Raw genomic sequence first — 26154 nt, 5'->3', positions numbered from 1 at the left:
TTTAAATTAGTCCTTTATATTTTCTGATAAACCACTCTAACGATAAGCAAAAAACAATAAACGCCAAAAGGTATTTCCAGTTTATTAAAGGTAATGTTGTTTTTGTTGTTTTTTGAGTGGGTTTATACCGCTCATCGTTAAGCAAGCTATTAAAAAGTAGCTCGTAATTTGATGAGAAAAACAAACCTCCTTTACTATTAGTTGCTATTTGGGTTAGTTTTGTTACATCTGCGTTTAAAAATTGTTGTTCTATATTGTATTCTAGTATTTTAAAACTAGCTGATTTTGACATGTTTGAATTTACTGCCTTAACTGTAAAGTCATAATTGCCAGGTGATAAACTACTTAAATCAATTTCAAAATAATTGTTTTTTAAAACTAATGGGTATTCAAAAGTTTCTTGAGTTTGTTTATTTGTTAAGTAGATTGTTAATTTTTCTCTGGCATCAAATTCATAATTCTTATTAAAATACTGAGCTTTTAAAACAACCTGAGTATTTCCTTCATAAAACGAATTAAAATCCAGTACTAACCTATCTTTTCGCTTTTTCGAGGCTAAATATTGAATTAGTTTTCCTGTAAAATTATCAAAAGCAATAAACGACGATGTGTTTAAATAACTTTGTGCACGCCATTGCCATATATTTTCTCCTAATAACAGAGCATTTCTAGTGCCGTTACTTTCGGTGGTTACTAAAAGAGGGGACTCTGTAATCACATTCCCTATTTGTTTATAAAGTAATATGTTGTGATTTTTTTCAAACGAAATATCTCCAAAAACGCCTTTTAAAGGAGGAAAACTTGGAAAGTTTAAATCTTCAACAATAAAATTTGAATAACCTGGATTTAGCTGTGCTTGAAATTCTTCAGTTTGAGTAGTTATGTCGTGACTAAAACCTAAGTTTTCATTATTAAGTAATTGCCAATTGGTTTTACTTCCAGCAATTATAAAGGCATTTAAAGCGGTTTGTTTTAACGTATTAAATACGGGTTTAAATGTATTGTCTGGTTGATATAAAATGGCCAATTGATAACTGTTTACATTTGCCATAAACGCTTCTGGAGTTACAATGTCGCATTGGCGTTGTTCATTAGTTTCTATACTCTTTTTTATGGCGCCAATATCTGGATGAGCAATACTACTAATAATAGCTACTTTAGTTTTCTCATCAATAACTTCAACAGCAAAGTTCTTGGTGTTGTTTTGAATGTTTTTTTCATTATTAATAGCACCAATATCTACTTTATACGTTTGTACACCAACTTTGTTTGCTGGTAAATAAAATGAAACCACGTTAGATGTGTTTTCTTTTGAAAACGTTAATGGTTTAGAAAAAACAGTCGTATTTCCTCTTTTAACAGTTAATGTTGTGTTTATTGTATTTTTACCATTATAAACCACAATAGCCTCTACAGGAAATTTATTCTTTAGATACGCATATTTATTAGTGTTTACTTGTTGAATTTTTAAATCGCTATGTTTTATAGTATCGCCCAATACAACAGGATAAACAACTTGGTTGTAGTTTTTAGATACAAAAGAATAATCTGTTCCAAAGGTTTGATTTCCATCGGTTGCTAGTATTGTTGGCGCTGTTTGGTTGGCATAAATTTGCTGGAGTTGCGTAAAAACAGCACTTATATTTGATTGTTTTTCAGAAAAGGAGAGACTATCATTCTGATTAAGCGTTTCACCAAACGTAAAATAGTCAATATTAAACTTATCTGATATTGCTGTTTTCGATTTTACTTCAGATAAAAGTTGCTTCGCTACAGCTTCTTGTTTAAAATAATTAATAGAATTAGAGTTATCTATAACAAGAGCTAAAGATGGTTTTTGAATATAGGTCTGACTCGTCTCTATCTTTGGATTTACTAATAAAATTAATAATGCAAATAGACTTAAAAACCGTAAAAAAGTTAAAAATATAGACCTAGTTTTAGATCTATATTTATACTGAAATAGCGCTAATAATAGCGCTATAACTCCAGATAATATAATATATAATACGGTTTCTGTATTCATAAATTATGTTAGCATTCCACCATCTACATTTAAGGTTTGCCCTGTAATATAAGCACTCATATCACTTGCTAAAAACACACATGCATTGGCAATATCTTCAGGTGTTCCTCCACGTTTTAAAGGAATTGCATCGCGCCAACCTTGAACAGTATTTTCATCTAACTTTGCTGTCATTTCGGTTTCAATAAAACCAGGTGCAACCACATTACTTCTTATGTTTCTTGAGCCTAATTCTAAAGCTACGGATTTAGAAAAACCTATTATTCCTGCTTTTGATGCGGCATAGTTTGTTTGTCCTGCGTTACCTTTAACACCAACAACCGAACTCATATTTATAATAGATCCTTTTCGTTGTTTTAACATAGTACGCTGTACTGCTTTTGTCATGTTAAATACCGACTTTAGGTTAACTTCTATTACTTTGTCAAAGTCTTCTTCACTAATACGCATTAACAAATTATCTTTAGTAATTCCTGCATTATTAACAAGAATATCGATGCTTCCAAACTCCTTAACAACTTCTGCTGCTAGGTCTTGCGATTGTTTAAAATCTGCAGCATTACTTTGGTAACCTTTAGCTTTAATTCCTAAAGCATTAAGTTCTTTTTCAAGTTCATTTGCAGCTTCAACTGAAGAGCTATAAGTAAAAGCCACATTAGCACCTTGTTGTGCAAAAACTTGGGCAATACCTTTACCAATACCTCGGCTACCACCAGTTATAATGGCTGTTTTTCCTTCTAATAATTTCATAGTTTAATTACAATATTAGTTGATGCTCAAATATACTAATTACAAGTTGTAAGAAATAAAAAAAACCTCACAATTTCTTGTGAGGTTTTTTATTGAATATTCTTATGTATTTAGCCTAATACTTCGGCTACTTTTTTACCTATTTCAGCAGGGGAATCAACAACATGAATACCACATTCACGCATAATTTTCTTTTTAGCTTGAGCAGTATCATCGCTGCCTCCTACAATAGCACCAGCGTGTCCCATTGTACGACCAGCAGGAGCTGTTTCACCAGCAATAAATCCTACAACTGGCTTTTTACTACCACTTTCTTTATACCAGTTAGCTGCATCGGCTTCTAATTGTCCGCCTATTTCACCAATCATTACAACAGCTTCTGTTTCTGGATCGTTAATTAATAACTCAACAGCTTCTTTTGTTGTAGTTCCAATAATTGGATCTCCACCAATACCAATAGCGGTTGTAATTCCTAAACCTTGCTTTACAACTTGATCTGCAGCTTCATATGTTAATGTTCCAGATTTTGAAACAATACCAACTTTTCCTTGTTTAAAAACAAAACCAGGCATAATACCTACTTTAGCTTCTCCTGGGGTAATAACTCCTGGGCAGTTAGGACCAATTAATCTACAATCTTTGTCTTTTATATAATCTGAAGCCTTAATCATATCGGCAACAGGGATTCCTTCTGTGATAGTTATAATAACTTTTATACCAGCATCGGCTGCTTCCATAATAGCATCACCAGCAAATGCAGGTGGTACAAAAATAATAGTTGTATCTGCGCCAACTTTATCTACAGCTTCTTTTACTGTATTAAAAACTGGCTTGTCTAGATGCGTTTGACCACCTTTTCCTGGTGTAACACCTCCTACTACATTGGTTCCATATTCAATCATTTGACCAGCGTGAAAAGTACCTTCACTACCTGTAAATCCTTGAACTATTATTTTTGAATCTTTATTTACTAAAACACTCATTTAAATCTGATTTTTATTGTTTTTATAACAGAAACAAAAGTAAGTTTTTGCTCTTTATTTATAAAGTATTTTCTTGTTTTTATTTAAAAGACTTTAGTCTTTATTTTCTTCTTTAAGATGTTTAAGAATATTAGGGATTTCTTTTATATATGCCATTTGTTTAAACATTTCACGAGCTTCGACAGCTGGTGAGCCAAAATAGGTTTTACCTTCATCTGTTGAGTGGCCTAATCCAGATTGTGCATACAATATTGTTCCTTCGGCTAAAGTAATTCCGCTTTTAATACCAACTTGCCCCCAAATAGTAACATTATCTTTTATAACAACACAACCAGCTATTCCTGTTTGCGATGCTATCAAGCATTTTTTTCCTATTAAAGTATCATGACCTACTTGAATTTGATTATCTAGTTTTGAACCTTCCCCTATGGTTGTATCGCCTGTTACGCCTTTATCTATAGTACATGCAGCTCCAATATGCGCGTCGTTTTCTATAATAACGCGACCTCCAGAAAGTAATTGGTCGTAAGCTTCTGGTCTATTTTTATAGTAAAAACCACTTGCCCCTAGAACTGTTCCTGCGTGAATGATAACATTATCACCAATAATCGTATCATCGTAAATACTGACATTGGAGTGTATTATACAATTATCACCAATAACAACATTATTACCAATAAAGCAATTAGGCTGAATTACCGTATTCTCTCCTATTCTAGCTGTTTCAGAAATAGAAATATTACTCGCCTGAAAAGGTTTAAAATGTTGTGTTAACTTATTAAAATCTCTAAACGGATCGTCGCTAATTAGTAATGCCTTGCCATCTGGGCAGTCAACATCTTTATTAATTAAAACAATTGTTGCGGCTGAATTTAATGCTTTATCGTAGTATTTTGGATGATCTACAAAAACAATGTCGCCTTTTTCTACAACATGAATTTCGTTCATGCCTAAAACAGGAAACGCTTTATCTCCAACAAAGTCGCAATCTATTAAAGTGGCAATTTCTTGAAGTGTATAAGGTTTAGGAAATTTCAAGACTACTTATTCTTTAATACGTTCTTTGTATGTTCCTTTTTCAGTTTCAATTTTTATTTTGTCGCCTTCATTAATAAATAGAGGGACATTGACTTCTGCTCCTGTTTCTACTGTTGCCGGTTTTGTAGCATTAGTTGCCGTATTTCCTTTTACTCCAGGCTCGGTGTGGGTTACTTCTAATATAACACTTGCTGGCATTTCAACAGAAAGCGGCATGTTGTCTTCGGTATTAATAATAACCGTTACAACTTCACCTTCTTTTAACAAGTCTGGTCTATCTAAAGCAGCTTCTAAAAGTCTAATTTGAGTGTAATCAGCAGTATTCATAAAATGGAAAAACTCGCCATCGTTGTATAAAAACTGAAATTGGTGTGTTTCTACACGAACATCATCTATTTTATGTCCTGCAGAAAAGGTGTTTTCTATAACTTTTCCTGTTGTTACACTTTTAAGTTTTGTTCTTACAAAAGCAGGTCCTTTACCTGGTTTTACATGTAAAAATTCTACAATTTTATAAATATCATGGTTGTAACGAATACAAAGTCCGTTTCTAATATCTGATGTATTTGCCATAAATTAATTTGATTTAAAATATCCTTTCATAATACCGCGTTGTGAATCTTTGATAAACTGAAGAATTTCATCACGTTCTGGCGTGGCTTCCATTTCAGCTTCAATAATATCTGCTGCTTGGGTATTATTATAATTTTTTTGATAAAGTATTCTGTATATATCTTGAATTTCTCTAATTTTTTCGGTTGAAAAGCCTCTTCGTCTTAATCCTACAGAGTTAATTCCTACATAAGATAGTGGTTCGCGCGCTGCTTTTACAAATGGCGGCACATCTTTTCTTACTAAAGATCCCCCTGTAACGAAGGCATGATTTCCTATAGAGCAAAACTGGTGAACTGCTGTCATACCAGCTAAAACAACATAGTCACCAACATTAATGTGTCCGGCTAATGTTGAATTGTTTGAGAAGATACAATTATTTCCAACGATACAATCGTGTGCAATATGGCAATACGCCATGATTAAGCAATTGTCGCCAACAACTGTTTTCATTTTATCTGTTGTACCACGATTAATGGTAACGCATTCTCTTATAGTTACGTTATCACCTATTTCTACCGTAGTATCTTCATCGTTATATTTAAGGTCTTGCGGAACAGCTGAGATAACTGCACCTGGGAAAATATTACAATTTTTGCCAATTCTAGCACCTTCCATAATGGTAACGTTACTACCTATCCAAGTTCCTTCGCCTATTACAACATTATTGTGTATTGTAGAAAAAGGTTCTATAACAACGTTTTTAGCAATTTTCGCTCCTGGATGAACGTAAGCAAGTGGTTGATTCATAAGATTATTTTACTTTAGATATTTGTGCCATCAACTCTGCTTCTGCACAAAGTTTACCATTTGCATAAGCATATCCTTGCATATGGCAAATTCCACGGCGTATAGGTGAAATTAAATCACATTTAAAAATTACGGTATCTCCCGGAACAACTTTTTGTTTAAACTTGACATTATCAATTTTCATAAAAAATGTTAAGTAGTTTTCTGGGTCTGGTACAGTACTTAATACTAAGATACCACCTGTTTGAGCCATAGCTTCAACTAAAAGTACGCCTGGCATTACTGGAGCACCAGGAAAGTGACCAGCAAAAAATGGCTCGTTCATGGTAACGTTTTTCATACCAATTACGGTAGAATCTGTTAACTCGAAAATTTTGTCTATTAATAAAAACGGTTGCCTGTGCGGTAGCATAGCCATAATTTGGGTAACATCCATTAATGGCTCTTTATTTAAATCTATATTTGGTACATTATTACGGCGTTCGTTTTTAATTATTTTAGATAATTTTTTAGCAAATTGTGTGTTGATAAAGTGTCCTGGTTTGTTTGCAATAACTTTACCTTTTATTCGTGTTCTAATTAAGGCTAAATCACCTAAAACATCCAACAATTTATGTCTAGCTGCTTCGTTTGGGTAATGAAGTGTTAGGTTATCTAAAATACCATTAGGTTTTACCGATATAGAATCCTTATTAAAGACTTGCTTTAATTTTTCTATAGTTTCTGGAGAAATTTCTTTGTCTACATAAACTATGGCATTGTTAAGATCGCCTCCTTTTATTAATCCATGTTCTAATAACATTTCTATTTCATGAAGAAAACTAAATGTTCTAGAAGCTGAAATTTCTTCTTTAAAATCTGAAACGTGTTTTAATGTCGCATTTTGAGTTCCCAACACTTTGGTGCCAAAATCGACCATAGTTGTAATTTGGTACTCGTCTGCAGGCATAACAAGAACTTCGCTACCAGAGTCTTCATCACTATAAGAAACAACATCTGTAATAACATACTCTTCTCTAAAAGCATCTTGCTCTTCGATTCCTGCTTCTTCTAAAGCTTCAACAAAAAACTTAGACGATCCATCCATAATTGGAGGCTCTGATGCATTTAATTCTATAATAATATTATCATAGTCTAAGCCTACTAATGCCGCTAAAACATGTTCTGATGTTTGAATTACAACACCGTTTTTTTCTAAACAAGTTCCGCGCTGTGTATTAGTTACATAATTAGCATCTGCTTCAATTATTGGCATGCCTTCTAAATCTACGCGTTTAAAAGCAAAGCCTGTGTTTACTGGTGCTGGCGTGAATGTAAGTGTAACATCTTTACCAGTGTGCAATCCAACACCTGTTAATGATACAGGTGTTTTTATAGTTTTTTGTTTTATTTCAGTACTAACTATTGCCATTGACCTTCTTTTCTAAATCGTTTATATTTTTTACAATTTGTGGTAATTTCTTAAAATAGACATAGGACTTATTGTAGTCGCCATAAGTTAACGCAGGAGACCCCTGGAGTACTTCGTTGTCTTTAATGTTTCTACCAATACCTGATTGGGCTTGAATTTTCACATTATTACCTATTACAATATGACCTACAATACCTACTTGTCCGCCAATTTGACAATTTTCGCCAATTTTAGTTGAACCTGCAATACCTGTTTGAGCAGCTATTACGGTATTTTTACCTATCTCTACGTTATGTGCTATTTGTATTTGATTATCTAATTTAACACCACGACGTATAATGGTTGATCCTAAAGTTGCTCTATCAATTGTTGTTCCTGCTCCTATATCGACATAATCTTCCAGAATAACATTACCTGTTTGTGGTACTTTAGTATATTCACCATTTTCATTTGGCGCATATCCAAAACCATCTGCTCCAATTATTGCTCCAGAATTAATAACACAGTTGTTTCCTATAATACATTCTGAATAAATTTTTGCTCCTGAAAACACTATGGTATGGTCTCCAATAACAGCATTATCACCAATATAACTATTTGGGAAAATTTTTACATTATTACCAATTGTTACATTTTCTCCTATATAAGAAAATGCACCTATATATATGTTATCACCTTTTTTTGCCGATTCTGCTATAAAAGAAGGTTGCTCGATACCTTCTTTATTAAGCTTAACCATATTGTAATACTCTAATAATTTAGAAAATGCTTTATAGGCATCGTCTACTTTTATTAGTGTTGTATCAATATTGCTTTCTGGTTGAAAAGTTTTATTAACTATGGCAACCGAAGCTTTTGTTGAGTATATATATTGTTGGTACTTAGGATTGGCTAAAAAGGTTAAAGACCCTCTAGTGCCTTCTTCTATTTTAGAAAGTTTGGAAACTTCCACCTCTGGGTTTCCGTCTATCTCACCTTCTAAAATTCCTGCTATCTGTTGTGCTGTAAATTTCATTCTTGCAAAAATATGAAAAAACTGTTAAATTTTCTGCTTAGGATAGCAGATATAAAATTTGGTTACTGGTTTTGCTAATGATTTTAAATTAAAGTGATCTGAAGCATTAATAATATCGCCTATTTTACCATTTTTATGCAATATATTTATGTTTTGGTGTTCTGACTTGTAAGCCTGGTTTGTTATTTCTCCAGAAAACACAAAGTAGTTTGCTTCATGATTTGATATATTATATCGCTGCATTAATTTGTCTATCTGCTTGTCAAGTTTCTCTACTTTTATAGCTTTCTTTTTTATTTTGATTTTTAATAAATCCCTATTAATAATCATATCGCATAAATTGCTTAACACAAAATCATCATGAAATTGCCATTCTTTCATTGCAGAGACAATATCATAATCATCTAGCTGCGAAAACGTATCTAGAGTTTTGGCATCAAAGTTCTCTATTGAAATATTATGATTTAAAAAATAGCTCAACGCTGAACTTGCAGTTAACGTAACTCCTTGACTTTTTAATTCTTTGGCACGTTTTAAAACTCTAATAAGAAGTTGTTCGGCAACCAAGCTTGTTTTATGTAAATAGACTTGCCAATACATTAAGCGTCTTGCTAAAAGAAATTTTTCTACGCTATAAATGCCTTTTTCTTCAACAACTAATTTATCGTTTACCACATTAAGCATGGTAATTAAACGCTCACTATTTACATTGCCTTCTGCAACACCTGTATAAAAGCTATCACGTTTTAAATAATCGGCGCGATCCATATCTAATTGCCCCGAAATTAACTGACAAAGAAATTTACGGTGATATTCTCCCTTGAAAATAGTAATGGCTAGCGTTAATTTTGAGTTAAATTCTTCGTTTAAACGTTCCATAAAAAGCAACGATATTTCCTCATGAGACACACCATTTACAATACTGTGTTCCATAGCATGAGAAAATGGTCCATGACCAATATCATGTAGTAAAATAGCAATATACAAGGCGTTCTCTTCATCTTCGGAAATAGTAACTCCTTTAAAACGAAGCACATTCACAGCTTTTTTCATTAAATGCATACAGCCTATGGCATGATGAAATCTTGTATGGTGAGCTCCAGGATATACCAAATAAGATAACCCCATTTGTGTAATTCTGCGAAGTCTTTGAAAATACTTATGCTCAATTAAATCAAAAATGAGCGTATTTGGAATAGTAATAAATCCGTAAATTGGATCGTTAAATATTTTAAGTTTGTTTTGTGCTTTCAAACTTTATCTATTACATTTTAATTTAAACAAATATACATGAACAATATAAATATTCTTTGGGTTGACGACGAAATCGACTTATTAAAACCTCATATATTATTTTTAGAGAAAAAAAACTATAACGTAACAACCTGTAAAAGTGGCACCGAAGCTATTGAAGCATTAGAAAGTACTTCTTTTGATATTGTTTTCTTAGACGAGAATATGCCAGGTTTAACAGGCTTAGAAACACTTAATGAAATTAAAGCTATAAATAATGCACTTCCTGTTGTTATGATTACTAAAAGCGAGGAAGAGTATATTATGGAAGAAGCTATTGGCAATAAAATTGCCGATTACCTTATTAAACCCGTAAACCCTAATCAAATACTATTAAGTTTAAAGAAAAACCTAGACCATTCTAGATTGGTATCGGAAAAAACGACATCCAACTATCAGCAAGAGTTTAGAAAAATAGCCATGGATTTAACTATGGTAAATTCTTTTGAAGAGTGGGCTAACTTATATCAAAAGCTTATTTATTGGGAACTACAACTTGAAGATATTGAAGATATTGGAATGTTTGAAATTTTAGAATCTCAAAAAAACGAAGCAAACATCCAATTTGGAAAGTTTATTGACAAAAACTACCCTAATTGGTTTGATGGTAAAGTAGATTCACCTGTGATGTCTCATACCCTATTTAGAGAAAAAATAGTTCCTGAAATAAGTAAAGAACAACCAACTCTTCTTATAGTTGTAGATAATTTACGTTACGACCAATGGAAAGCTTTTGAACCTGTCTTAACTAATTATTACAAGAAAGAACAAGAGTCTCCTTATTACAGCATACTACCATCGGCAACACAATATGCAAGGAATGCTATTTTTTCGGGATTAATGCCAGCCGATATGGAAAAATTACATCCAGATCTTTGGAAAAATGACACCGATGAAGGCGGAAAAAACCTTCATGAAAACGATTTTTTAAAAGCGCAACTAAAGCGTTTAGGACTTACAGACATAAAGTATGAATACCATAAAATAACAAGTTTAAAATCTGGAAAGAAACTGGCCGATAATTTTAAATCTCAAAAAGATAACGATCTAACTGTGGTTGTTTACAATTTTGTAGATATGTTATCTCACTCAAAAACCGAAATGGATGTTGTTAAAGAGTTAGCAGCTAACGATAAAGCTTACCGCTCTTTAACCCTTAGCTGGTTTAAAAACTCCCCGTTGCTAGAAATTATTCAACAAGCGCAACAATTAGGGTTTAAACTTATTATTACTACAGACCATGGTACCATAAATGTTAAAAACCCTTCAAAAGTTATTGGAGATAAAGACACAAGTTTAAATTTAAGGTATAAAACTGGGAGAAGTTTAACCTATGAAGACAAAGACGTTTTAGTAGCCAAAAATCCCAAAACAATTCATTTACCATCCATTACAATGAGTAGTTCATTTATTTTTGCTAAAAGTGATTTGTTTTTTGCGTATCCTAATAATTATAACCACTATGTTAGTTATTACAGAAACACTTACCAACATGGTGGGGTTTCTTTAGAAGAAATGATTATTCCATTTATCACAATGTCACCTAAATAACTCCATGTAATGCAAAAAAAATCGATGAAACGCATTTCTGATTGGTTTTTTTCATTTATTCTTATTACATTGCACAGTAATTTTTCATAGATTGGATATAGTATATACAATTAGCGATGTAGAAGATATTGCAAGTCAAGTTCTTACTCATCTTAAAACAAAAACCATATTAATTTATGGAGAAATGGGAGCTGGAAAAACCACTTTCATTAAAGCTTTGGTAAAGCGAATAGGTTGTCAAGACGAAGTTAGTAGTCCAACCTATTCAATAGTAAATGAGTACAAATGTAATGGTGAGAAAATTTTTCATTTTGATTTGTATCGCATTAATAATATAGACGAAGCTTACGATTTTGGTATTGAAGATTACATCTATTCAGATCATTGGAAGATTATTGAATGGCCTGAATTAATCGAGGAGCTAGTATCTGATTATGATACAGTTGCTATAAAGTTTAATAATAAAAAAAGTAGAATTTTAAGTGTAAACAGTATGTAACTAAGCACCTTTTCTACCGAAAACAAGTACTTTTACGGAAAAACCGTAACGAAAAACCACCTAAACCATGGTTTTTAACATAATTTTAACATTTTAACCGTAAAAGATACTACCTGTAAACATACTTTTGGATTGTAATTAATTAATTAAATCCCTTAAATTATGAAAACTAAAAAGTATGTTATTGCAATTGCAATTTTCGGTGGAATGTTGTTTACAGCTCAAGCGACAAATTTAATTGACCTAGATGGACAACAAACAACAAAAATCGAAAAGAAAAAGTATAGAATCCCGTCAGCGGGTTAATAGAAATCTAATATTAGGGAGTCTAATAGCTACATTTATAGCTATCTCTCCATATTTATTTTATTTATACGAGAGTGTTCCAGACAAGCAAGTTTGGAACACTTTTTTGTTTACATATAATAGTCAAAGTTGGGGGAGCGCTAATTTTGCGATGTGGGTTTTAACAGGGAAAATTATTCCTTTACTTTTTATATTAATTTGGTTTTTTACTTGTCGTCATTGGTGGTACCATGTATTAATTGTACCAATGGCAATGTATATTTTTCAAATAATAGTTATTTTAAATGATGACTTTAAATTTGCAGATGAATTTCAGCTATTATACTTAATACCTGTAATGGCTATTGTTATCCCGTCAATATATCTAATCAGAGCACAAATGTTTAATAAACTCACAAGTGTTGATAAATCTATGGAAGAACTTGAAGAAGAGTTTAAAATTAAACCAACTACACTTTGGGGAAAAATCAAACAGTATTTTTAAAATATTTCGTTACAGATAAAAATTAATTTGTAATTTGAGTTTTTAAACAGGACTCAACATGTCAAAATCCTTATCACCTTTTACTAAGCAGCAATTAATTCCTCAAGAAGAACGCTTAGAGATTTTAAAAAGTAAAAGTTCCCTATTTATTGGTATTCCTAAAGAAACAGCTTTTCAAGAAAAGCGTGTTTGCTTAACACCCGATGCTGTTTCTGCTATTGTTAATAATGGGCATCGTGTTTTAATTGAGTCTGGCGCTGGAAAAGGAGCCAACTTTAGTGATAAAGATTATACCGAAGCAGGTGCAGAAATAACAAAAGACACGGCTAAAGTATTTGCCTGCCCAATGATTTTAAAAATTGAGCCTCCTACTCTAGATCAAATTAAATTAATAAACCCACAATCTATACTAATCTCTGCCTTACAGCTTAAAACGCAAACTAAAAAGTACTTTGAAACATTAGCGGCAAAACGTGTTACCGCTTTAGCTTTTGAATTTATAAAAGACGATGATGGCACTTACCCTGCTGTAAAATCGTTAAGTGAAATAGCAGGAACCTCTTCGGTTTTAATTGCCGCCGAATTATTAAGTAATGTAAACGAAGGAAACGGTTTAATGTTTGGTAACGTTAGTGGTGTTCCACCTGTAGAGGTAGTTATTTTAGGCGCAGGAACTGTAGGTGAATTTGCTGCAAGGAGTTCGTTAGGCTTAGGAGCTAATGTGAAAATTTTTGATAATTCCATTACTAGGTTACGTGAAATACAAAAAAATCTTGGACAACCGCTCTTTACGTCAACCATACAACCCAAGAATCTTTTAAAAGCGTTAAAACGTTGCGATATTGTTATTGGAGCTGTACGAGGTAAAAATCGCTCGCCTATTATAGTTACAGAGACTATGGTTGAAAACATGAAATCTGGTGCTGTTATTATAGATGTAAGTATAGATATGGGAGGTTGTGTAGAAACTAGCGAGGTTACCACTCATAAATCACCTACATTTAAAAAACATGGTGTTATTCATTATTGCGTACCTAATATCCCTGCTAGGTTTTCAAGAACGGCATCTATATCGATAAGTAATATGTTTACACCTTATATTTTAAAAATTGCAGATGACGGCGGTTTAGAAAATTCTTTGCGGTTTGATAGAGGTTTAAAAAATGGTTTGTACTTTTACCACGGCATTCTTACCAACAAATCGGTTGGTGAATGGTTTGATTTAAAACACAGCGATATTAATTTATTGATTTTTTAATCCCTATCAATTTTCAACTGAAAAAATAACATGAAATTTATTCATAGACTAGGTTTTTATCTTGGCGGCTTTTCTATAGGTCTCGTTTTTTTATTTTTTTTCCTAAACGGGAAAAAAGTATCTTGTGATTACGGTCCAGAAGCTAGAGTAAAAAAAAATATTAATACTAAACCTTTAAAATTTAATGCCAATATAGAATCTAAAGTCCTCTCTGGTGAATTAGATTCTCTTTTAATTGACAAAATTCTTAAAGAAGGTGATGTTATTTTCTCTAAAAGCACACCGCGAAGTACGCCTTGCGGCATCTATTATATTAAAGGAAGTATTGATGATAAATCGGTATCACTACAAGTTGAAAATTGTGATAGCATTGCAACCGTAAAAGCATTTAATTGGGAATAAAACAAGCCCAATTAAATTATTAATCGAGCTTGTTTCCTGTAATATTATGAGTAATTAATTTAGCATTAACCGTTTTGTTGTAGACTTAGTATCTGTTCCTATTTTCACTAAGTACATACCACTTGGGAATCTTGACAAGTTAATTTGCTTTTGATTTGAATTAATATTTTCTGACAGTACTTTTCTTCCTAGCATATCATACAGTTCAATAGTATTGATAAGAATATTTTGAGATTTAATATTAACTATTCCTGTTGATGGATTAGGGAAAATTTTAATGCTATTTTCATTTGCTTGAGAGACGTTATCATCAATACTTAAGGATTGTGGCACCTCTAAAACCCATGCTGGTGGATTAGGATCTGACATAACATTATTGTTATCCCAATTACTTGCAAATAAAACTTTGGTTCCGTTTCTATTAGGAACTGCCATAGTAGAGTGTCCGTTACCTGGAGAAACATTATTATTGTGCTTAGTATATCGTTCTATAATACCCGAGTTATCTAGCTTTATTGCAAAAATTTCTCTAGATGCTACGTCATGACTTGTACAGCATTGCTCACTTACATAAGCCCAACCTGGTCTATCTATATTTCTGCAACTTATATGACCTCCCCAAATACCACCTGGATATTGAAATAAAGGTTGTACGCCTCCGCCATCTAATCTAGCTGCATAAACATAAGAACCATTATCCCAACCACTTTGTCCTTCGTAAGCTACCATAACTTCATTTCCATTGGTATCTATTCCTAAATCACCATGTGCTGTTGTATTATAAACGTGAATTTCATTATTAAAGTTTAAATCGTAAGATTTTAAACCTTGTGTTGGCCCAGATCCATCTGTTCTCCAAGAAAGTACAGCATAATTCCCTAATTGGGATACTGAAAACCAATCTAAATCACCACTAGAACCAATATCTTTAGTACCAACTATACTGTCATTTTGTATGTCATATACTATTAATGTTCTGTTACTTCCATTTAAACCAATAAGACCAACATATCTATCATCGTTTGATTGGTTTCCTTCTCCATAACCAAAATCTATACTAGAATATTCGTTAAAAGTCCTTAAGGTTTCTCTAGTATTTGTAATAACATTAAACTTTACAAATCTATTACCAGGAGTACCGTACATATAGTTGGGTTCTGTATTAGCCCATCTTCCATAAGAAGGGATATCTCTCCAGTAAAGAAATTCGAATGTTTCACCATCTAAAATAGCTGCTGGATATCCTGCTAATTTAATTAAGGAGCCGTCAGAATTCCACGTTTGATCTTTGGCGTAGTTATGTCTTATTCTTTGCGATGTGGTACCAAAAACGTTTTTATCACTAATTCTGGTTATGGTGCTACCAGACATACTTTCTGTAAAAGGTTCTAAGTAATCGGGTAAACTTTCACTAGGTGCAGTATACGATTCATACTCTACATTAGAAAGTAGGACTTGTTCTGGGTAATTTTGGGCATTTACGTTTTTTTGTGTTAAAAAAACAAATAAAAAAATCACTTGTAAATTTCTGTTAAACAGAAATTTACTAAATAATAAATTCGTCATTTCTGGGGTTTTTGCTATTAATCTTGCGCTAAACTATAATTTCTAATTGCCTGAAAAAAAATCATTTACATTTTTTCGATAAAATACACGTTATATGTAAGTTAAAAACTACGAAACATGTATTTTGTAGTATTTTTAATACGTATAATCGTTTAAAAATGTCTTTCGTCGACAATTTCTTTCAATTAGAATTTAATAAGATATACGATATGCTATTAGGTTTGGATTTTTAAAACAAAAGGTTTTTGGGCTAAATATTTAGACCATCTGCTTTAAGAGTAATATAATAGCACAGTTTATATAAGAAAGCGGTATTTCATCTAATAACTAATAATTACACCTTTTGTATTTAAAAAAATATCTACTTTTAATGAGCTATTAATCATGATTAGTACGGTTGTACTAGCCTAATAATCTTAAGTTTTTTGAAAAGAAAAACCATTGTATTTATTGTACCTAGCTTAAAGGCAGGTGGCGCTGAACGTGTTGTTTCTACATTAGCAAATCAATTGGTAGTCACCTATAATGTTATTATTGTAGTACTTTATAGATGCATCCCTTTTTATTTTTTAAATGAAAGGATAAAGGTTGTTTTTTGTCAAGATATTTATAACGAATCCCCTACTTTTTTCGAATCTATAAATAATCATTATTATTTAATTAAATCATGTAAAAATGTTATTAAAAATTATCAGGCTGATGTAATTATTGGTTTTACAACTATTGCTAATATTTACAGTATTATACTATCAAAAATATTAAAGATTCCGGCTATAATTAGTGAACGTATTCATCCTAAATATGGTAGTATTAGTAAATTTTGGAAAATTGTAAGACGATTAACATATCCAACTGTAAATGCTCTAGTAATACAAACAAATGATATTAAATCGTATTTTAAAAAATATATCAACCCATCTAAACTATTTATTATAAACAATCCTATTTCAGTAGAATTATCAGGTTTAAGAGATCTTAATGCAACACGAGAAGATAGGATAATTTGTGTTGGTCGCTTAGAGGCTCAAAAAAATCAAGAATTACTTATTAGAGCTTTTTCTAAAATACCTTCAAACTCTTGGGAACTTATTTTAATTGGAGATGGAAAATTAAAAACTAAATATATTAATCTAGCTAAAAGTTTAAATGTTAGTAATATCGTTTTTTTAGGAAGTATTAAAAACATATCACATTATTATAATACATCTAAAATATTTGTACTTCCCTCTAATTATGAAGGTTTTCCTAATGCGTTAATAGAAGCCATGTATTTTGGCGTAGCCTGTATAGCAACTGATTGTCCTTCTGGACCTTCAGACATTATTATTAATAATAAAAATGGTTTTTTAATTCCAACAAATGACCAAAATGCACTTAAAAACAAACTAGAAAAACTAATAAACACTCCTAACCTACAAGAACAATTTGGTGAAGAAAGCCTAAAAAGCAGTACACTATTTGAAACCAAACCTATTGTACAAAAATGGGAGAAACTAATTGACTTTGTATGCAGTTAGCAGATTTAATACCTAAATATAGCAAACAAAATAAAGGTAAATACGTGTACACATTTACCGTATTTACTCCTGTTTATAATAGAGCCAATACATTACATAGAGTATTTAAGTCTTTAAATGAGCAAACGTTTAAGGATTTTGAGTTAGTAATAATTAATGATGGATCTTCAGACGCTTCTCATAAAGTTGCTGAAAAACTTATTGCTAAAGCAAACTTTCCTGTTAACTATGTTAATAATAAGAGTAACCAGCATAAAATGGCTTGTTTTATACAAGCTATTACACTTGCAAAAGGGAAGTTTTTGTTACCATTTGATTCTGACGACGAATGTGCTCCAAATGCTTTAGAAGTATTTTTTAATGAATATGAATCTATTCCTGAAGAGAAGAAAAAAAATATAAGCGGTGTAACAAGTTTATGTAAAGACCAAAACGGTAATTTAATAGGCTCACCGTTTCTTAAATCGCCGTTGTATAGCAACACATTTAAGCAACAGTTAAAATCATCAAAATCTTTAGAAAAATGGGGGTTTACAAAAACCGATATTTTAAAAGGAATTACTGTGAACCCTAATATATTTTCTAGAGGATACATTCCTGAAGGAATACTGTGGGAGCTATTAGCAAAAGAAGGTTTTGAAACCAAATATATTAACCAAGCTTTACGCACCTATTATTTAGACACAGAAAATGCTATATCAATTCAAAACCATGAAAAAGATGCTTTTGGTATGGCCATTTATTCGTTGAGTATTTTAAACTGGTATTATAAAGACTATTTGTTAAAATCGCCTAAAATCTTTTTAAAAAGGATTTATACACTATTAAGAGCATCTAGATATTTGGAGTTTAATCTATCAGATTATCGCACATCAATAAAAAGTAAATGCTTAGGCTTGTTATTTGTTTTAGGCTGGCCTTTTAAAGAAATATTATAATTAAGTTGCAAATAAAAACACACATAGCATCTTTAAAAAAATTAGCTAAAAACCCTACAGCTATAAACGTAGTCACTGTAGCTATTATAACAATTATGGTTAAGGGTTTAGGGTTTTATAAAGAAATTGTAATTGCAGGAACTTTTGGACTTTCGCAATTATTAGATGCCTTTTTTATTGCAGCTTTATTACCTGGTTTTGTGAGTGAAGTATTTTTAAACGCTTTTAAAGCTGTTTTTATACCTAATTATATTGCCGAGAAAAAATCCACAAATAATATTGGCGCCTTTCAATCGTCCAGCTTTATTGTAACCTTTGGCATTGCTTTATTTTTTATTGCTATTTCCTATTTGTTTACCGATGTTTTTTTAGAAACTTTTTTTAGCGGCCATACTAATGAATTTTATAGCCTTGTAAAATTACAGTTCTATTACCTACTTCCTTGTATTTTGTTTTGGGGATTTGCTTCATTGCTTAGCGGGTTGCTAAATATTTATGATGAATTTAGGTATTCTTCAATTTACCCTGTTTTAACATCAATATCAATGTTGGTATGTCTAATTTTCTTTAAGGAAAAATTGGGAGAAGCTGTTTTAGCAATAGGAATGTTAATAGGAAGTATTTTACAGTTTTTGTTTTTACTAATAGTTGCTTTTAAAAAAGGAATTATAAAAATAGATGCTCCAGATTTTTTTAGTCTACATACACAAACAATGTTTCAACAAGTTCCGGCCAAAGTGTCTTCTGGTTTTTTAACAGGGCTTATTTCTGTAACCGATCAATTTTTTGCGGCTCAATTAATTATTGGCTCCATTGCTGCACTTAATTATGGGTTACGTATTCCAGCTTTTTTTACTGCTATTATAGTACTAGCTTTAGGCAATGTTTTATTACCATATTTTTCAAATTTATCATTAACAAACTTAGACAATGCCTTTAAAAAATTATACTACATTTTAAAACGCTTATTTTTAGCTTTATGCATTATATCGGTACTGTTGATAGCTTTTTCAGATATTATTATAGAGTTATGCTTTGAACGAAATAAATTTACTTCTGAAGATACTTTAAGAGTTGCTAATATACAACGCATGTTTTTAATTGGTTTACCATTTACTATTTGCGGAAATATTATTGTACGCTTTCTTACTAGTATAAATAAAAATGTTTTTATGGCTTACATTTCTCTCGCTACTGTTTTTCTTAATATTATACTAGACGTTATCTTAATGAAATATTTTGGCGTTATGGGAATAGCGTTATGTACAGCTTTTTTACAAATATTTAGAAGCTTAATTTACCTAGGTTATACAACCAAGCAACAAAAAGTTTTAGTACAATGAAAGAAATACTAAAACATATTATACTAGCCCTTACAGTATTAAACATACCCACTTATAGTTTAATTGCTTTTAGTCCTGCTTTAGGATCGTTAACAGCAGCATTAGCTCTAGTTTCTTTAGCATTATATTATTTCTTTATAAAAAAAAGTAAACCATTACTCCCGTTACTTGTTTTAGGAATTTTATACTATTCTATAGCAGGGTTTAGTTTTGCTGGAGATGTTGAAGTTTTTTCAAAAGATATTTTTAGGTATTTTCTATTTATTCTATCAATTACCGAAGTAGCAAAAAACACCACAAATGCCGAGGCTTGTTTTTATTTACTTTTAGGAGCTGCCAGTGTTATAATTAATGCCTTATTATTTTCCGATGATTATGGCCGCTATGCTGGGTTTTACATTAACCCCAATAGAGCAGGTTTAGTTTGTGTTTTAGGGTTTGCTTTTACTTATCGGTTACAAAATAAAAAATATAAAATATTAGCGCAGCTTTTATTTACATTAGCAGGAATCGCTACATTATCACGATATTTTCTACTACTCCTATTTTTAATAAACCTAGCATCTTTATTTGCTAATAGGAAAAACATTGTAGGCCTATTTGTTGGTGCAGTAGCTATAGTTGTTATTATAAACACACCAGCTTTTGAATTAAATAAAGATCGCTTTGATGCTTTTCAAAGTTTTTTTAGTGAAGGTGAAGTTAAAACTACAACTATTACTAGAGAATCTAGACAAGAAACCTGGGCTCTTTACACCGATGTAATTTTAAACAATGCCTTTATAGGTAATGGTTATGGATCTATGCAAGGTCATCAAGGTGATACAGTAGGCATTAAAGTAGGTGTACATAATACATATTTGATGGTTTTAGGAGAAGCTGGTATTATTCCTTTTTTAGTATTAATACTATTTTATACAAGCATACTTATAAAAAGTTTAAAAAGCTTTAAAAAAAATCCAGAGTATCTCTATTTAGCTATGATTATGATTTCTTATCTACTCGTGTCTCATAACTACTTTTATAATTATGTAATACTGTTTTTTACCATTTGGTTATTTACCAGATTTGAAGATAAAGAAGAAGAAACAACACTTATAAACTCAAATTCACTGTAGTTATGTGTGGCATTTATGGTTCAACAATAAAATATTCACCAAAGCAAGTAAATAATAAACTTACTCGAACAGCTTTTCGAGGCCCAGATAACTTACAATTTGATTATTTTGGACAAAATAACAACACGGTTATTTTAGGCCACAACAGGTTGTCAATAATCGATTTAGACCCACGATCCAATCAACCATTAACATATAAACATGTTCACATTGTTTTTAATGGTGAAATATATAATTTCAAGAATCTAAAAAAAGATCTTACCAACAAAGATTATCACTTTAACACAACTAGCGATACCGAAGTTATTTGTGCCGCATATTTAGAATACGGAGAAGCATTTGTAAGCAAGCTTAATGGAATGTTTGCTTTTGTTATTTACGATACAAAAAAAGAACAGTTATTTGGAGCTAGAGATAGATTAGGACAAAAGCCATTTTATTATTCTTTGTCTGAAATTGGTTTTGAATTTGCTAGTCAACTAGCTTCTATTCAATTATACAAAACTAACTTATCCATTTCACAAGAAGCTATCTCATATTATTTAGCTTGGGGAAATATTCCTGACCCACTATCCATTTTTAACGAGATTAATAAATTAGAAGCAGGTTATTACTTTACTTTAAACCTAAAAACTAATCAATTTTTAAAAAAACAGTATTGGGATTTACCTCAAAACACACCTTCATTTACTGGCACATACAATAATGCAAAAGAAGAATTGTCACACATATTACAAGACGCTTGTAAAATACGCTTATTTGCCGATGTTCCTGTTGGCGTTTTTTTATCTGGTGGTGTAGATTCATCCTCCATTGCCGCTTTAGCAAGACTAGCAACTAATAGTAATATAAAAACTTTTTCGGTAAAATTTAATGAAAAAGGATTTGATGAAAGCGCATATGCACAACAAGTTGCCAATCATTTAAATACCGATCATCATGTTATTAATTGCAATTATTCTGAAGGATTAAAACTAATAAATGATTTTAGTTATTACTATGATGAACCATTTGCTGATGCCTCTGCTATACCATCTATGCTATTAGCAAAACATACAAAAAAGCATGTTACTGTAGCACTTTCTGGCGATGGTGGAGACGAAAGTTTTCTTGGTTATACACGGTATAAATGGATGAAACAAGTACAACCTCTTTACAAAATACCTAAACCTGTAAGAGAGCTTGCTGCTAACATAATACATAGTATGCCGTATTATAAACTAAAAACTTTAGCAAAAGGTTTAAAATGTCATTCTTTAAATGATTTATATTTAAGTATTTGTACAGGGATTGATAATTCATGGTTTAATGGAGAAGCTTATAAACAAATTAATGAAATAAACTACTTAAACCACTCTAATAAAAATTTATTAGAACGAATCTCCGATTTCGATTTAAAAACCTATTTAAATTGGGATATAAATACTAAGGTAGATCGCGCAACAATGACATACTCCTTAGAAGCAAGAGCGCCTCTACTCGATTATAGAATTGTTGAATTTGCGAGACGTTTACCAACAGGTTTTAAATATCATAATGGAAATCAAAAACGTATTTTAAAAGATGTTCTATATCAACATGTTCCTAAACGTATATTTAACAGACCCAAAGCAGGATTTACTATGCCATTTTCAAAATGGTTTAGGAGCGAACTTAAAAATTATGTGTTAGATAATTTAACAGAGAAACAACTTAACCGCATTCCTAATATTAATACCAAAGATGTTACAACTTGTATAAATCAACACATGAATGGTAATTGGAATCACTACCCATTAATATGGAAATTATTAGTGCTAAAACAATGGCTTGACAATAATAGTAATGGTTATCCTGTAAAATAATGAAACACAAACAAGTTAAAATAACATTTATAATTCCGTCGTTAGCAGCTGGTGGTGCAGAACGTATTTTATCGTTTGTTGCTAAAAACATTAATAAAAATACTTTTAAACCCACATTATTAGTAATAGGTTTTAAAAAAGACACCGTATATAATGTTAGTAATTTAGATGTTATTTATTTAAATAAATCTAGAGTGTTAAAAGCCATTATTCCTATTATTCGTTACTTAAAAACAGAACAACCACATATTGTCTTAACATCTATTTACCACTTAAATACAATGGTAGCATACTTATCTGTTTTCTTTCCAAAAATTAAATTTGTAGCAAGAGAAGCTAATGTGCTTAGCGTATTAGCAAAACACGGCGGTAATAAGTTAACACTGTCTAAAAAACTAATTATAAAAGCCTATAAGTTAATTGATGTGTTAATTTGTCAATCATTAGATATGCAACAGGATATGATTGCAAATTACGGTGTTTCAAAACACAAAACAATATTAATAAATAACCCAATCACTACTAAAGTTCCTCCTAAAAAACTTAATACCAACAAGCCTTCAATTCTTAAAATTATTACTGTAGGCAGGTTAAGTAAAGAAAAAGGACACGATAGAATTATTGAAGTTTTATCTCATTTAAAAATACCTTTTAAATATTTTATGATTGGAGATGGCAATGAAAAGAAAAATATACTACATTTAATTGATAATAAAGGAATTAATAACCATGTAACACACATTAATTATACCAATGATGTTGAGAACTATTTAAGAGAAAGTGATGTTTTTCTTTTAGGTTCCTATTCTGAAGGGTTTCCTAATGTACTACTTGAAAGTTGTGTTGTTGGCACACCAATTATAGCATTTAATGCACCAGGAGGAATAAACGAAATTATTGAAACTGGCAAAAATGGCTATATTGTTAACTCTGTTGACGACTGTGTTAATAAATTAACACAGTTGTATTTAAATTTTGAGTTTTCGCCAAAGCAAGTAAATCAAGTTGTTATAGAAAAGTTTAATAAAGAAAAGATAATTAAACAATACGAAAACCTATTTCTTAACCTAACAACCAACTATGTTATTTAACTCCATAGAATACTTAATATTTTTACCTACAGTTTTTGTTTTGTATTGGTTGTTAAATAAAGACCATAAAAAACAGAATGTACTTTTACTTATATCTAGTTATATTTTCTATGCTTTTTGGGATTGGCGTTTTTTGTCTTTAATAGTTTATAGTTCGCTAATAGATTATTTTGTAGGTCTTAAAATCCACGAATCGTCCAATAAAACAACGCGAAAAAACTGGTTAATTTTAAGTTTGGTTTCTAATTTAGGGTTATTAGCTGTATTTAAATATTATAATTTTTTTGCGGAGTCTTTTGCCGCGCTAATGTCTGTTTTTGGGTGGCAGGTTGACAACGTTACCCTTAATATAATTTTACCTATAGGAATAAGCTTTTACACCTTTCAAACTCTTAGCTATACAATAGATATTTATAGAAAAGACTTTAAGCCAACAAAAAATGTTGTAGCATTTTTTACATACGTAAGCTTTTTTCCGCAACTAGTTGCTGGCCCTATAGAACGTGCCGCAAAATTATTACCACAAATAGAAAAGTCTAGAACATTTAATAAGAAGTGGTTTCACGATGGCATTTTTCAAATAACTGTTGGACTATTTAGAAAAATTGTTATAGCCGATAATTTAGCCCACTATGTTAACCCTATATATGCAGACCCCGAATTACATAACTCTTCTACCCTAGTTTTGGCAACGACGTTTTTTGCGTTTCAAATTTATTTTGATTTTGCTGGGTATTCCGATATTGCTATTGGGAGTGCTAAACTACTAGGCTTTAAGTTTACTAGAAACTTTAACTTACCGTACTTTTCAAAATCATTATCTGAAGTTTGGAGACGTTGGCACATATCGCTTTCTACATGGCTTCGTGATTATTTATATAAATCTTTAGGGAGTAATAAAGGTGGTAAATTAATGATGTATAAAAACGTGTTAATAACCATGGTTTTAGGAGGTTTATGGCATGGTAACACTTGGAATTTTGTTATTTGGGGATTAATGCAAGGAATACTATTAGGTGTTGAAAAATTCATCTTTGTTAAGTTAAAAATAAGAAATGCCGGCGTTATTGGTTATATTATTACGTTTACAGTTATTTTAACAACATGGGCATTTTTTAGAGCTCCAACTTTTGAAAGTGCTAAATACATAATAAAAAAGTTTATTTTCTTTGATTTTAGAATTCCACATATTGGCGATGCCAATGCCATAACTACGGGTGTTATTGTGTTTGGTATTGGTATGCTTTTCGATCTTTATTTGTATAAATCGAGAAAATCTTTAGAAACATTAGGGAGTACTTTTGGTAGTTTTAAATTAAGTTTATTTATCTCAATAGCAATTATACTTATGGCCTTATTTTACTCAACATCAAATAATTTTATTTATTTCCAATTTTAACAAATATGTCTAAATCTAATGTGTTACATATAGTCAAGATATTGTTATTCATACTTGTTTTATCATTTGTAGTCGATAAGATAATTTACTTTACTGTTACAAAAATTAGCGAGCATGTTTACTCTGGACAAGCAGTAGGAAAATTAAACCAATATCTTCATATAAAAGATACGACCAAAACAATTGTTTTTGGAAGCTCAAGAGCAAACCACCATATAGATATAAAAAAAATGGCTACATCTGGTTATAATATAGGTATTGATGGTAAGTTTATTGCTTACAGTGCCATTTTAATTAAACTCTTACCAAAAGATAAACATCAAAATATTATCCTTCATATAGATCCAAATGTTGCCTTTAGACCAACTTATAGCAGAGAAGAAATTAAATCACTTATGGTAAAATACCATACCAACGATATTATTAAAGAAGAGTTATCTAAAGCTAAACAAGACAATGTTTTTCAAAAATTTTATTGGTGTATAGATTATAATGGTTCGGTTTTAGGTATATTAAAAAACGCTGTTTTCCCTAAATATAATCCTAAAGGATATTATGGCTTTGATCCCTTACCCTTATCACAAACAGAAATGGATATGTTTAAAAAACTGTTAGCAAGAAATGAAAAAGTATCGGTTTGCAGAGAAGAAGTTAAAATAAATAAAACGTATTTAAGCTACTTAGAAGAGATTATTACGTTTTGCAAAGAAAATAATAAAACATTAATTACAATAACTTCTCCAATTTATGAAGATAACTGTCCAGATGATAATGCTATTATGGCAGCTATATTAAAAGAAAAGGAAGTTAAATATTATGATTATACCAACTTTTTTAAAAATACAAACGATTTAAAATATTGGAGAGATTATGCCCACATGTCTGATATTGGTGCTGAAGTATTCTCCAATAATCTAAGTGAAGTATTATTCTTTGATGACTAACAAAAAAAACATAGCA

General features: G+C 31.1%; 24 protein-coding genes. 14 read left to right on the top strand and 10 right to left on the bottom strand.

The window, feature by feature from the left end; translation table 11 throughout:
• Position 1: 1 nt before the first annotated feature.
• The 9 genes from R3L15_RS05950 to R3L15_RS05910 form a co-directional block, all read right to left on the bottom strand.
• Positions 2 to 2026 (bottom strand): VWA domain-containing protein, encoded by a 2025-nt coding sequence (locus tag R3L15_RS05950; RefSeq protein ID WP_338733843.1) that lies wholly within the window; start codon positions 2024 to 2026, stop codon positions 2 to 4.
• A 3-nt stretch (positions 2027 to 2029) separates the two neighbouring features.
• Entirely contained in the window at positions 2030 to 2776 is a 747-nt protein-coding gene (gene fabG / locus R3L15_RS05945) for a 3-oxoacyl-[acyl-carrier-protein] reductase (protein ID WP_338733842.1), read from the bottom strand.
• A gap of 110 nt (positions 2777 to 2886) precedes the next feature.
• Positions 2887 to 3759: a succinate--CoA ligase subunit alpha gene (gene sucD / locus R3L15_RS05940; RefSeq protein WP_338733841.1), complete on the bottom strand. Its 873-nt coding sequence runs from the start codon at positions 3757 to 3759 to the stop codon at positions 2887 to 2889.
• Positions 3760 to 3852: 93 nt separating this feature from the next.
• Complete coding sequence (locus R3L15_RS05935; protein ID WP_338733840.1) at positions 3853 to 4797, bottom strand: UDP-3-O-(3-hydroxymyristoyl)glucosamine N-acyltransferase; 945 nt, start codon at positions 4795 to 4797, stop codon at positions 3853 to 3855.
• A gap of 6 nt (positions 4798 to 4803) precedes the next feature.
• Positions 4804 to 5370, bottom strand: a complete 567-nt coding sequence (efp, locus tag R3L15_RS05930) for an elongation factor P (RefSeq protein WP_125468540.1) — start codon at positions 5368 to 5370, stop codon at positions 4804 to 4806.
• A 3-nt stretch (positions 5371 to 5373) separates the two neighbouring features.
• On the bottom strand, positions 5374 to 6159 hold the full coding sequence (gene lpxA / locus R3L15_RS05925) for an acyl-ACP--UDP-N-acetylglucosamine O-acyltransferase (RefSeq protein ID WP_125468541.1): 786 nt from the start codon (positions 6157 to 6159) through the stop codon (positions 5374 to 5376).
• A gap of 4 nt (positions 6160 to 6163) precedes the next feature.
• Positions 6164 to 7570, bottom strand: a complete 1407-nt coding sequence (locus tag R3L15_RS05920; protein ID WP_338733838.1) for a bifunctional UDP-3-O-[3-hydroxymyristoyl] N-acetylglucosamine deacetylase/3-hydroxyacyl-ACP dehydratase — start codon at positions 7568 to 7570, stop codon at positions 6164 to 6166.
• Complete coding sequence (lpxD, locus tag R3L15_RS05915; RefSeq protein WP_338733836.1) at positions 7557 to 8585, bottom strand: UDP-3-O-(3-hydroxymyristoyl)glucosamine N-acyltransferase; 1029 nt, start codon at positions 8583 to 8585, stop codon at positions 7557 to 7559. The genes R3L15_RS05920 and lpxD overlap by 14 nt, the downstream gene beginning before the upstream one ends.
• Before the next feature lie 24 nt (positions 8586 to 8609).
• Entirely contained in the window at positions 8610 to 9839 is a 1230-nt protein-coding gene (locus R3L15_RS05910; RefSeq protein ID WP_338733835.1) for an HD domain-containing protein, read from the bottom strand.
• Positions 9840 to 9875: 36 nt separating this feature from the next.
• On the opposite strand from R3L15_RS05910, the gene R3L15_RS05905 reads away from it, so the two are divergent.
• From R3L15_RS05905 to R3L15_RS05880, 6 genes are all read left to right on the top strand, one after another.
• Positions 9876 to 11429: a bifunctional response regulator/alkaline phosphatase family protein gene (locus R3L15_RS05905; protein WP_338733834.1), complete on the top strand. Its 1554-nt coding sequence runs from the start codon at positions 9876 to 9878 to the stop codon at positions 11427 to 11429.
• Positions 11430 to 11520: 91 nt separating this feature from the next.
• Positions 11521 to 11928 (top strand): tRNA (adenosine(37)-N6)-threonylcarbamoyltransferase complex ATPase subunit type 1 TsaE, encoded by a 408-nt coding sequence (gene tsaE / locus R3L15_RS05900; RefSeq protein ID WP_338733832.1) that lies wholly within the window; start codon positions 11521 to 11523, stop codon positions 11926 to 11928.
• Between the two features lie 162 nt (positions 11929 to 12090).
• The gene (locus tag R3L15_RS05895) at positions 12091 to 12234 is read left to right on the top strand and encodes a hypothetical protein (protein WP_338733831.1); all 144 of its coding nucleotides are present in this window, start codon (positions 12091 to 12093) and stop codon (positions 12232 to 12234) included.
• A 247-nt stretch (positions 12235 to 12481) separates the two neighbouring features.
• Positions 12482 to 12718, top strand: coding sequence for a hypothetical protein (locus R3L15_RS05890; protein WP_338733830.1), 237 nt, complete (start codon positions 12482 to 12484; stop codon positions 12716 to 12718).
• A 58-nt stretch (positions 12719 to 12776) separates the two neighbouring features.
• The gene (locus tag R3L15_RS05885) at positions 12777 to 13976 is read left to right on the top strand and encodes an alanine dehydrogenase (protein WP_338733829.1); all 1200 of its coding nucleotides are present in this window, start codon (positions 12777 to 12779) and stop codon (positions 13974 to 13976) included.
• Between the two features lie 30 nt (positions 13977 to 14006).
• The gene (locus R3L15_RS05880; protein WP_338733828.1) at positions 14007 to 14378 is read left to right on the top strand and encodes a hypothetical protein; all 372 of its coding nucleotides are present in this window, start codon (positions 14007 to 14009) and stop codon (positions 14376 to 14378) included.
• Between the two features lie 54 nt (positions 14379 to 14432).
• Here R3L15_RS05880 and R3L15_RS05875 read toward each other — a convergent pair whose 3' ends face one another.
• The gene (locus R3L15_RS05875; protein WP_338733827.1) at positions 14433 to 15944 is read right to left on the bottom strand and encodes a T9SS type A sorting domain-containing protein; all 1512 of its coding nucleotides are present in this window, start codon (positions 15942 to 15944) and stop codon (positions 14433 to 14435) included.
• A 425-nt stretch (positions 15945 to 16369) separates the two neighbouring features.
• On the opposite strand from R3L15_RS05875, the gene R3L15_RS05870 reads away from it, so the two are divergent.
• The 8 genes from R3L15_RS05870 to R3L15_RS05835 are packed head-to-tail and all read left to right on the top strand — an operon-like array spanning position 16370 to position 26138.
• A complete protein-coding gene (locus tag R3L15_RS05870; protein ID WP_338733826.1) occupies positions 16370 to 17461 on the top strand; it encodes a glycosyltransferase family 4 protein in 1092 nt (363 codons plus the stop codon).
• Positions 17452 to 18399 carry a glycosyltransferase family 2 protein gene (locus tag R3L15_RS05865; protein ID WP_338733825.1) on the top strand — a complete coding sequence of 316 codons (948 nt, stop codon included), beginning with the start codon at positions 17452 to 17454 and terminating at the stop codon, positions 18397 to 18399. The genes R3L15_RS05870 and R3L15_RS05865 overlap by 10 nt, the downstream gene beginning before the upstream one ends.
• 5 nt (positions 18400 to 18404) lie before the next feature.
• Positions 18405 to 19742, top strand: coding sequence for a lipid II flippase MurJ (murJ, locus tag R3L15_RS05860; protein ID WP_338733824.1), 1338 nt, complete (start codon positions 18405 to 18407; stop codon positions 19740 to 19742).
• Complete coding sequence (locus R3L15_RS05855; RefSeq protein WP_338733822.1) at positions 19739 to 20860, top strand: O-antigen ligase family protein; 1122 nt, start codon at positions 19739 to 19741, stop codon at positions 20858 to 20860. Before murJ ends, R3L15_RS05855 begins: the two co-directional genes overlap by 4 nt.
• A 2-nt stretch (positions 20861 to 20862) precedes the next feature.
• Entirely contained in the window at positions 20863 to 22704 is a 1842-nt protein-coding gene (asnB, locus tag R3L15_RS05850) for an asparagine synthase (glutamine-hydrolyzing) (protein ID WP_338733820.1), read from the top strand.
• Positions 22704 to 23795, top strand: coding sequence for a glycosyltransferase (locus R3L15_RS05845; protein ID WP_338733818.1), 1092 nt, complete (start codon positions 22704 to 22706; stop codon positions 23793 to 23795). The genes asnB and R3L15_RS05845 overlap by 1 nt, the downstream gene beginning before the upstream one ends.
• On the top strand, positions 23785 to 25194 hold the full coding sequence (locus tag R3L15_RS05840) for an MBOAT family O-acyltransferase (RefSeq protein WP_338733817.1): 1410 nt from the start codon (positions 23785 to 23787) through the stop codon (positions 25192 to 25194). The genes R3L15_RS05845 and R3L15_RS05840 overlap by 11 nt, the downstream gene beginning before the upstream one ends.
• Before the next feature lie 5 nt (positions 25195 to 25199).
• Entirely contained in the window at positions 25200 to 26138 is a 939-nt protein-coding gene (locus R3L15_RS05835; RefSeq protein ID WP_338733816.1) for a hypothetical protein, read from the top strand.
• The last annotated feature ends 16 nt before the right edge of the window (positions 26139 to 26154 follow it).

The sequence above is a fragment of the Mangrovimonas cancribranchiae genome, from assembly GCF_037126245.1.
GTDB lineage: Bacteria > Bacteroidota > Bacteroidia > Flavobacteriales > Flavobacteriaceae > Mangrovimonas > Mangrovimonas cancribranchiae.
This window is presented reverse-complemented; position numbering and strand designations above follow the sequence as displayed.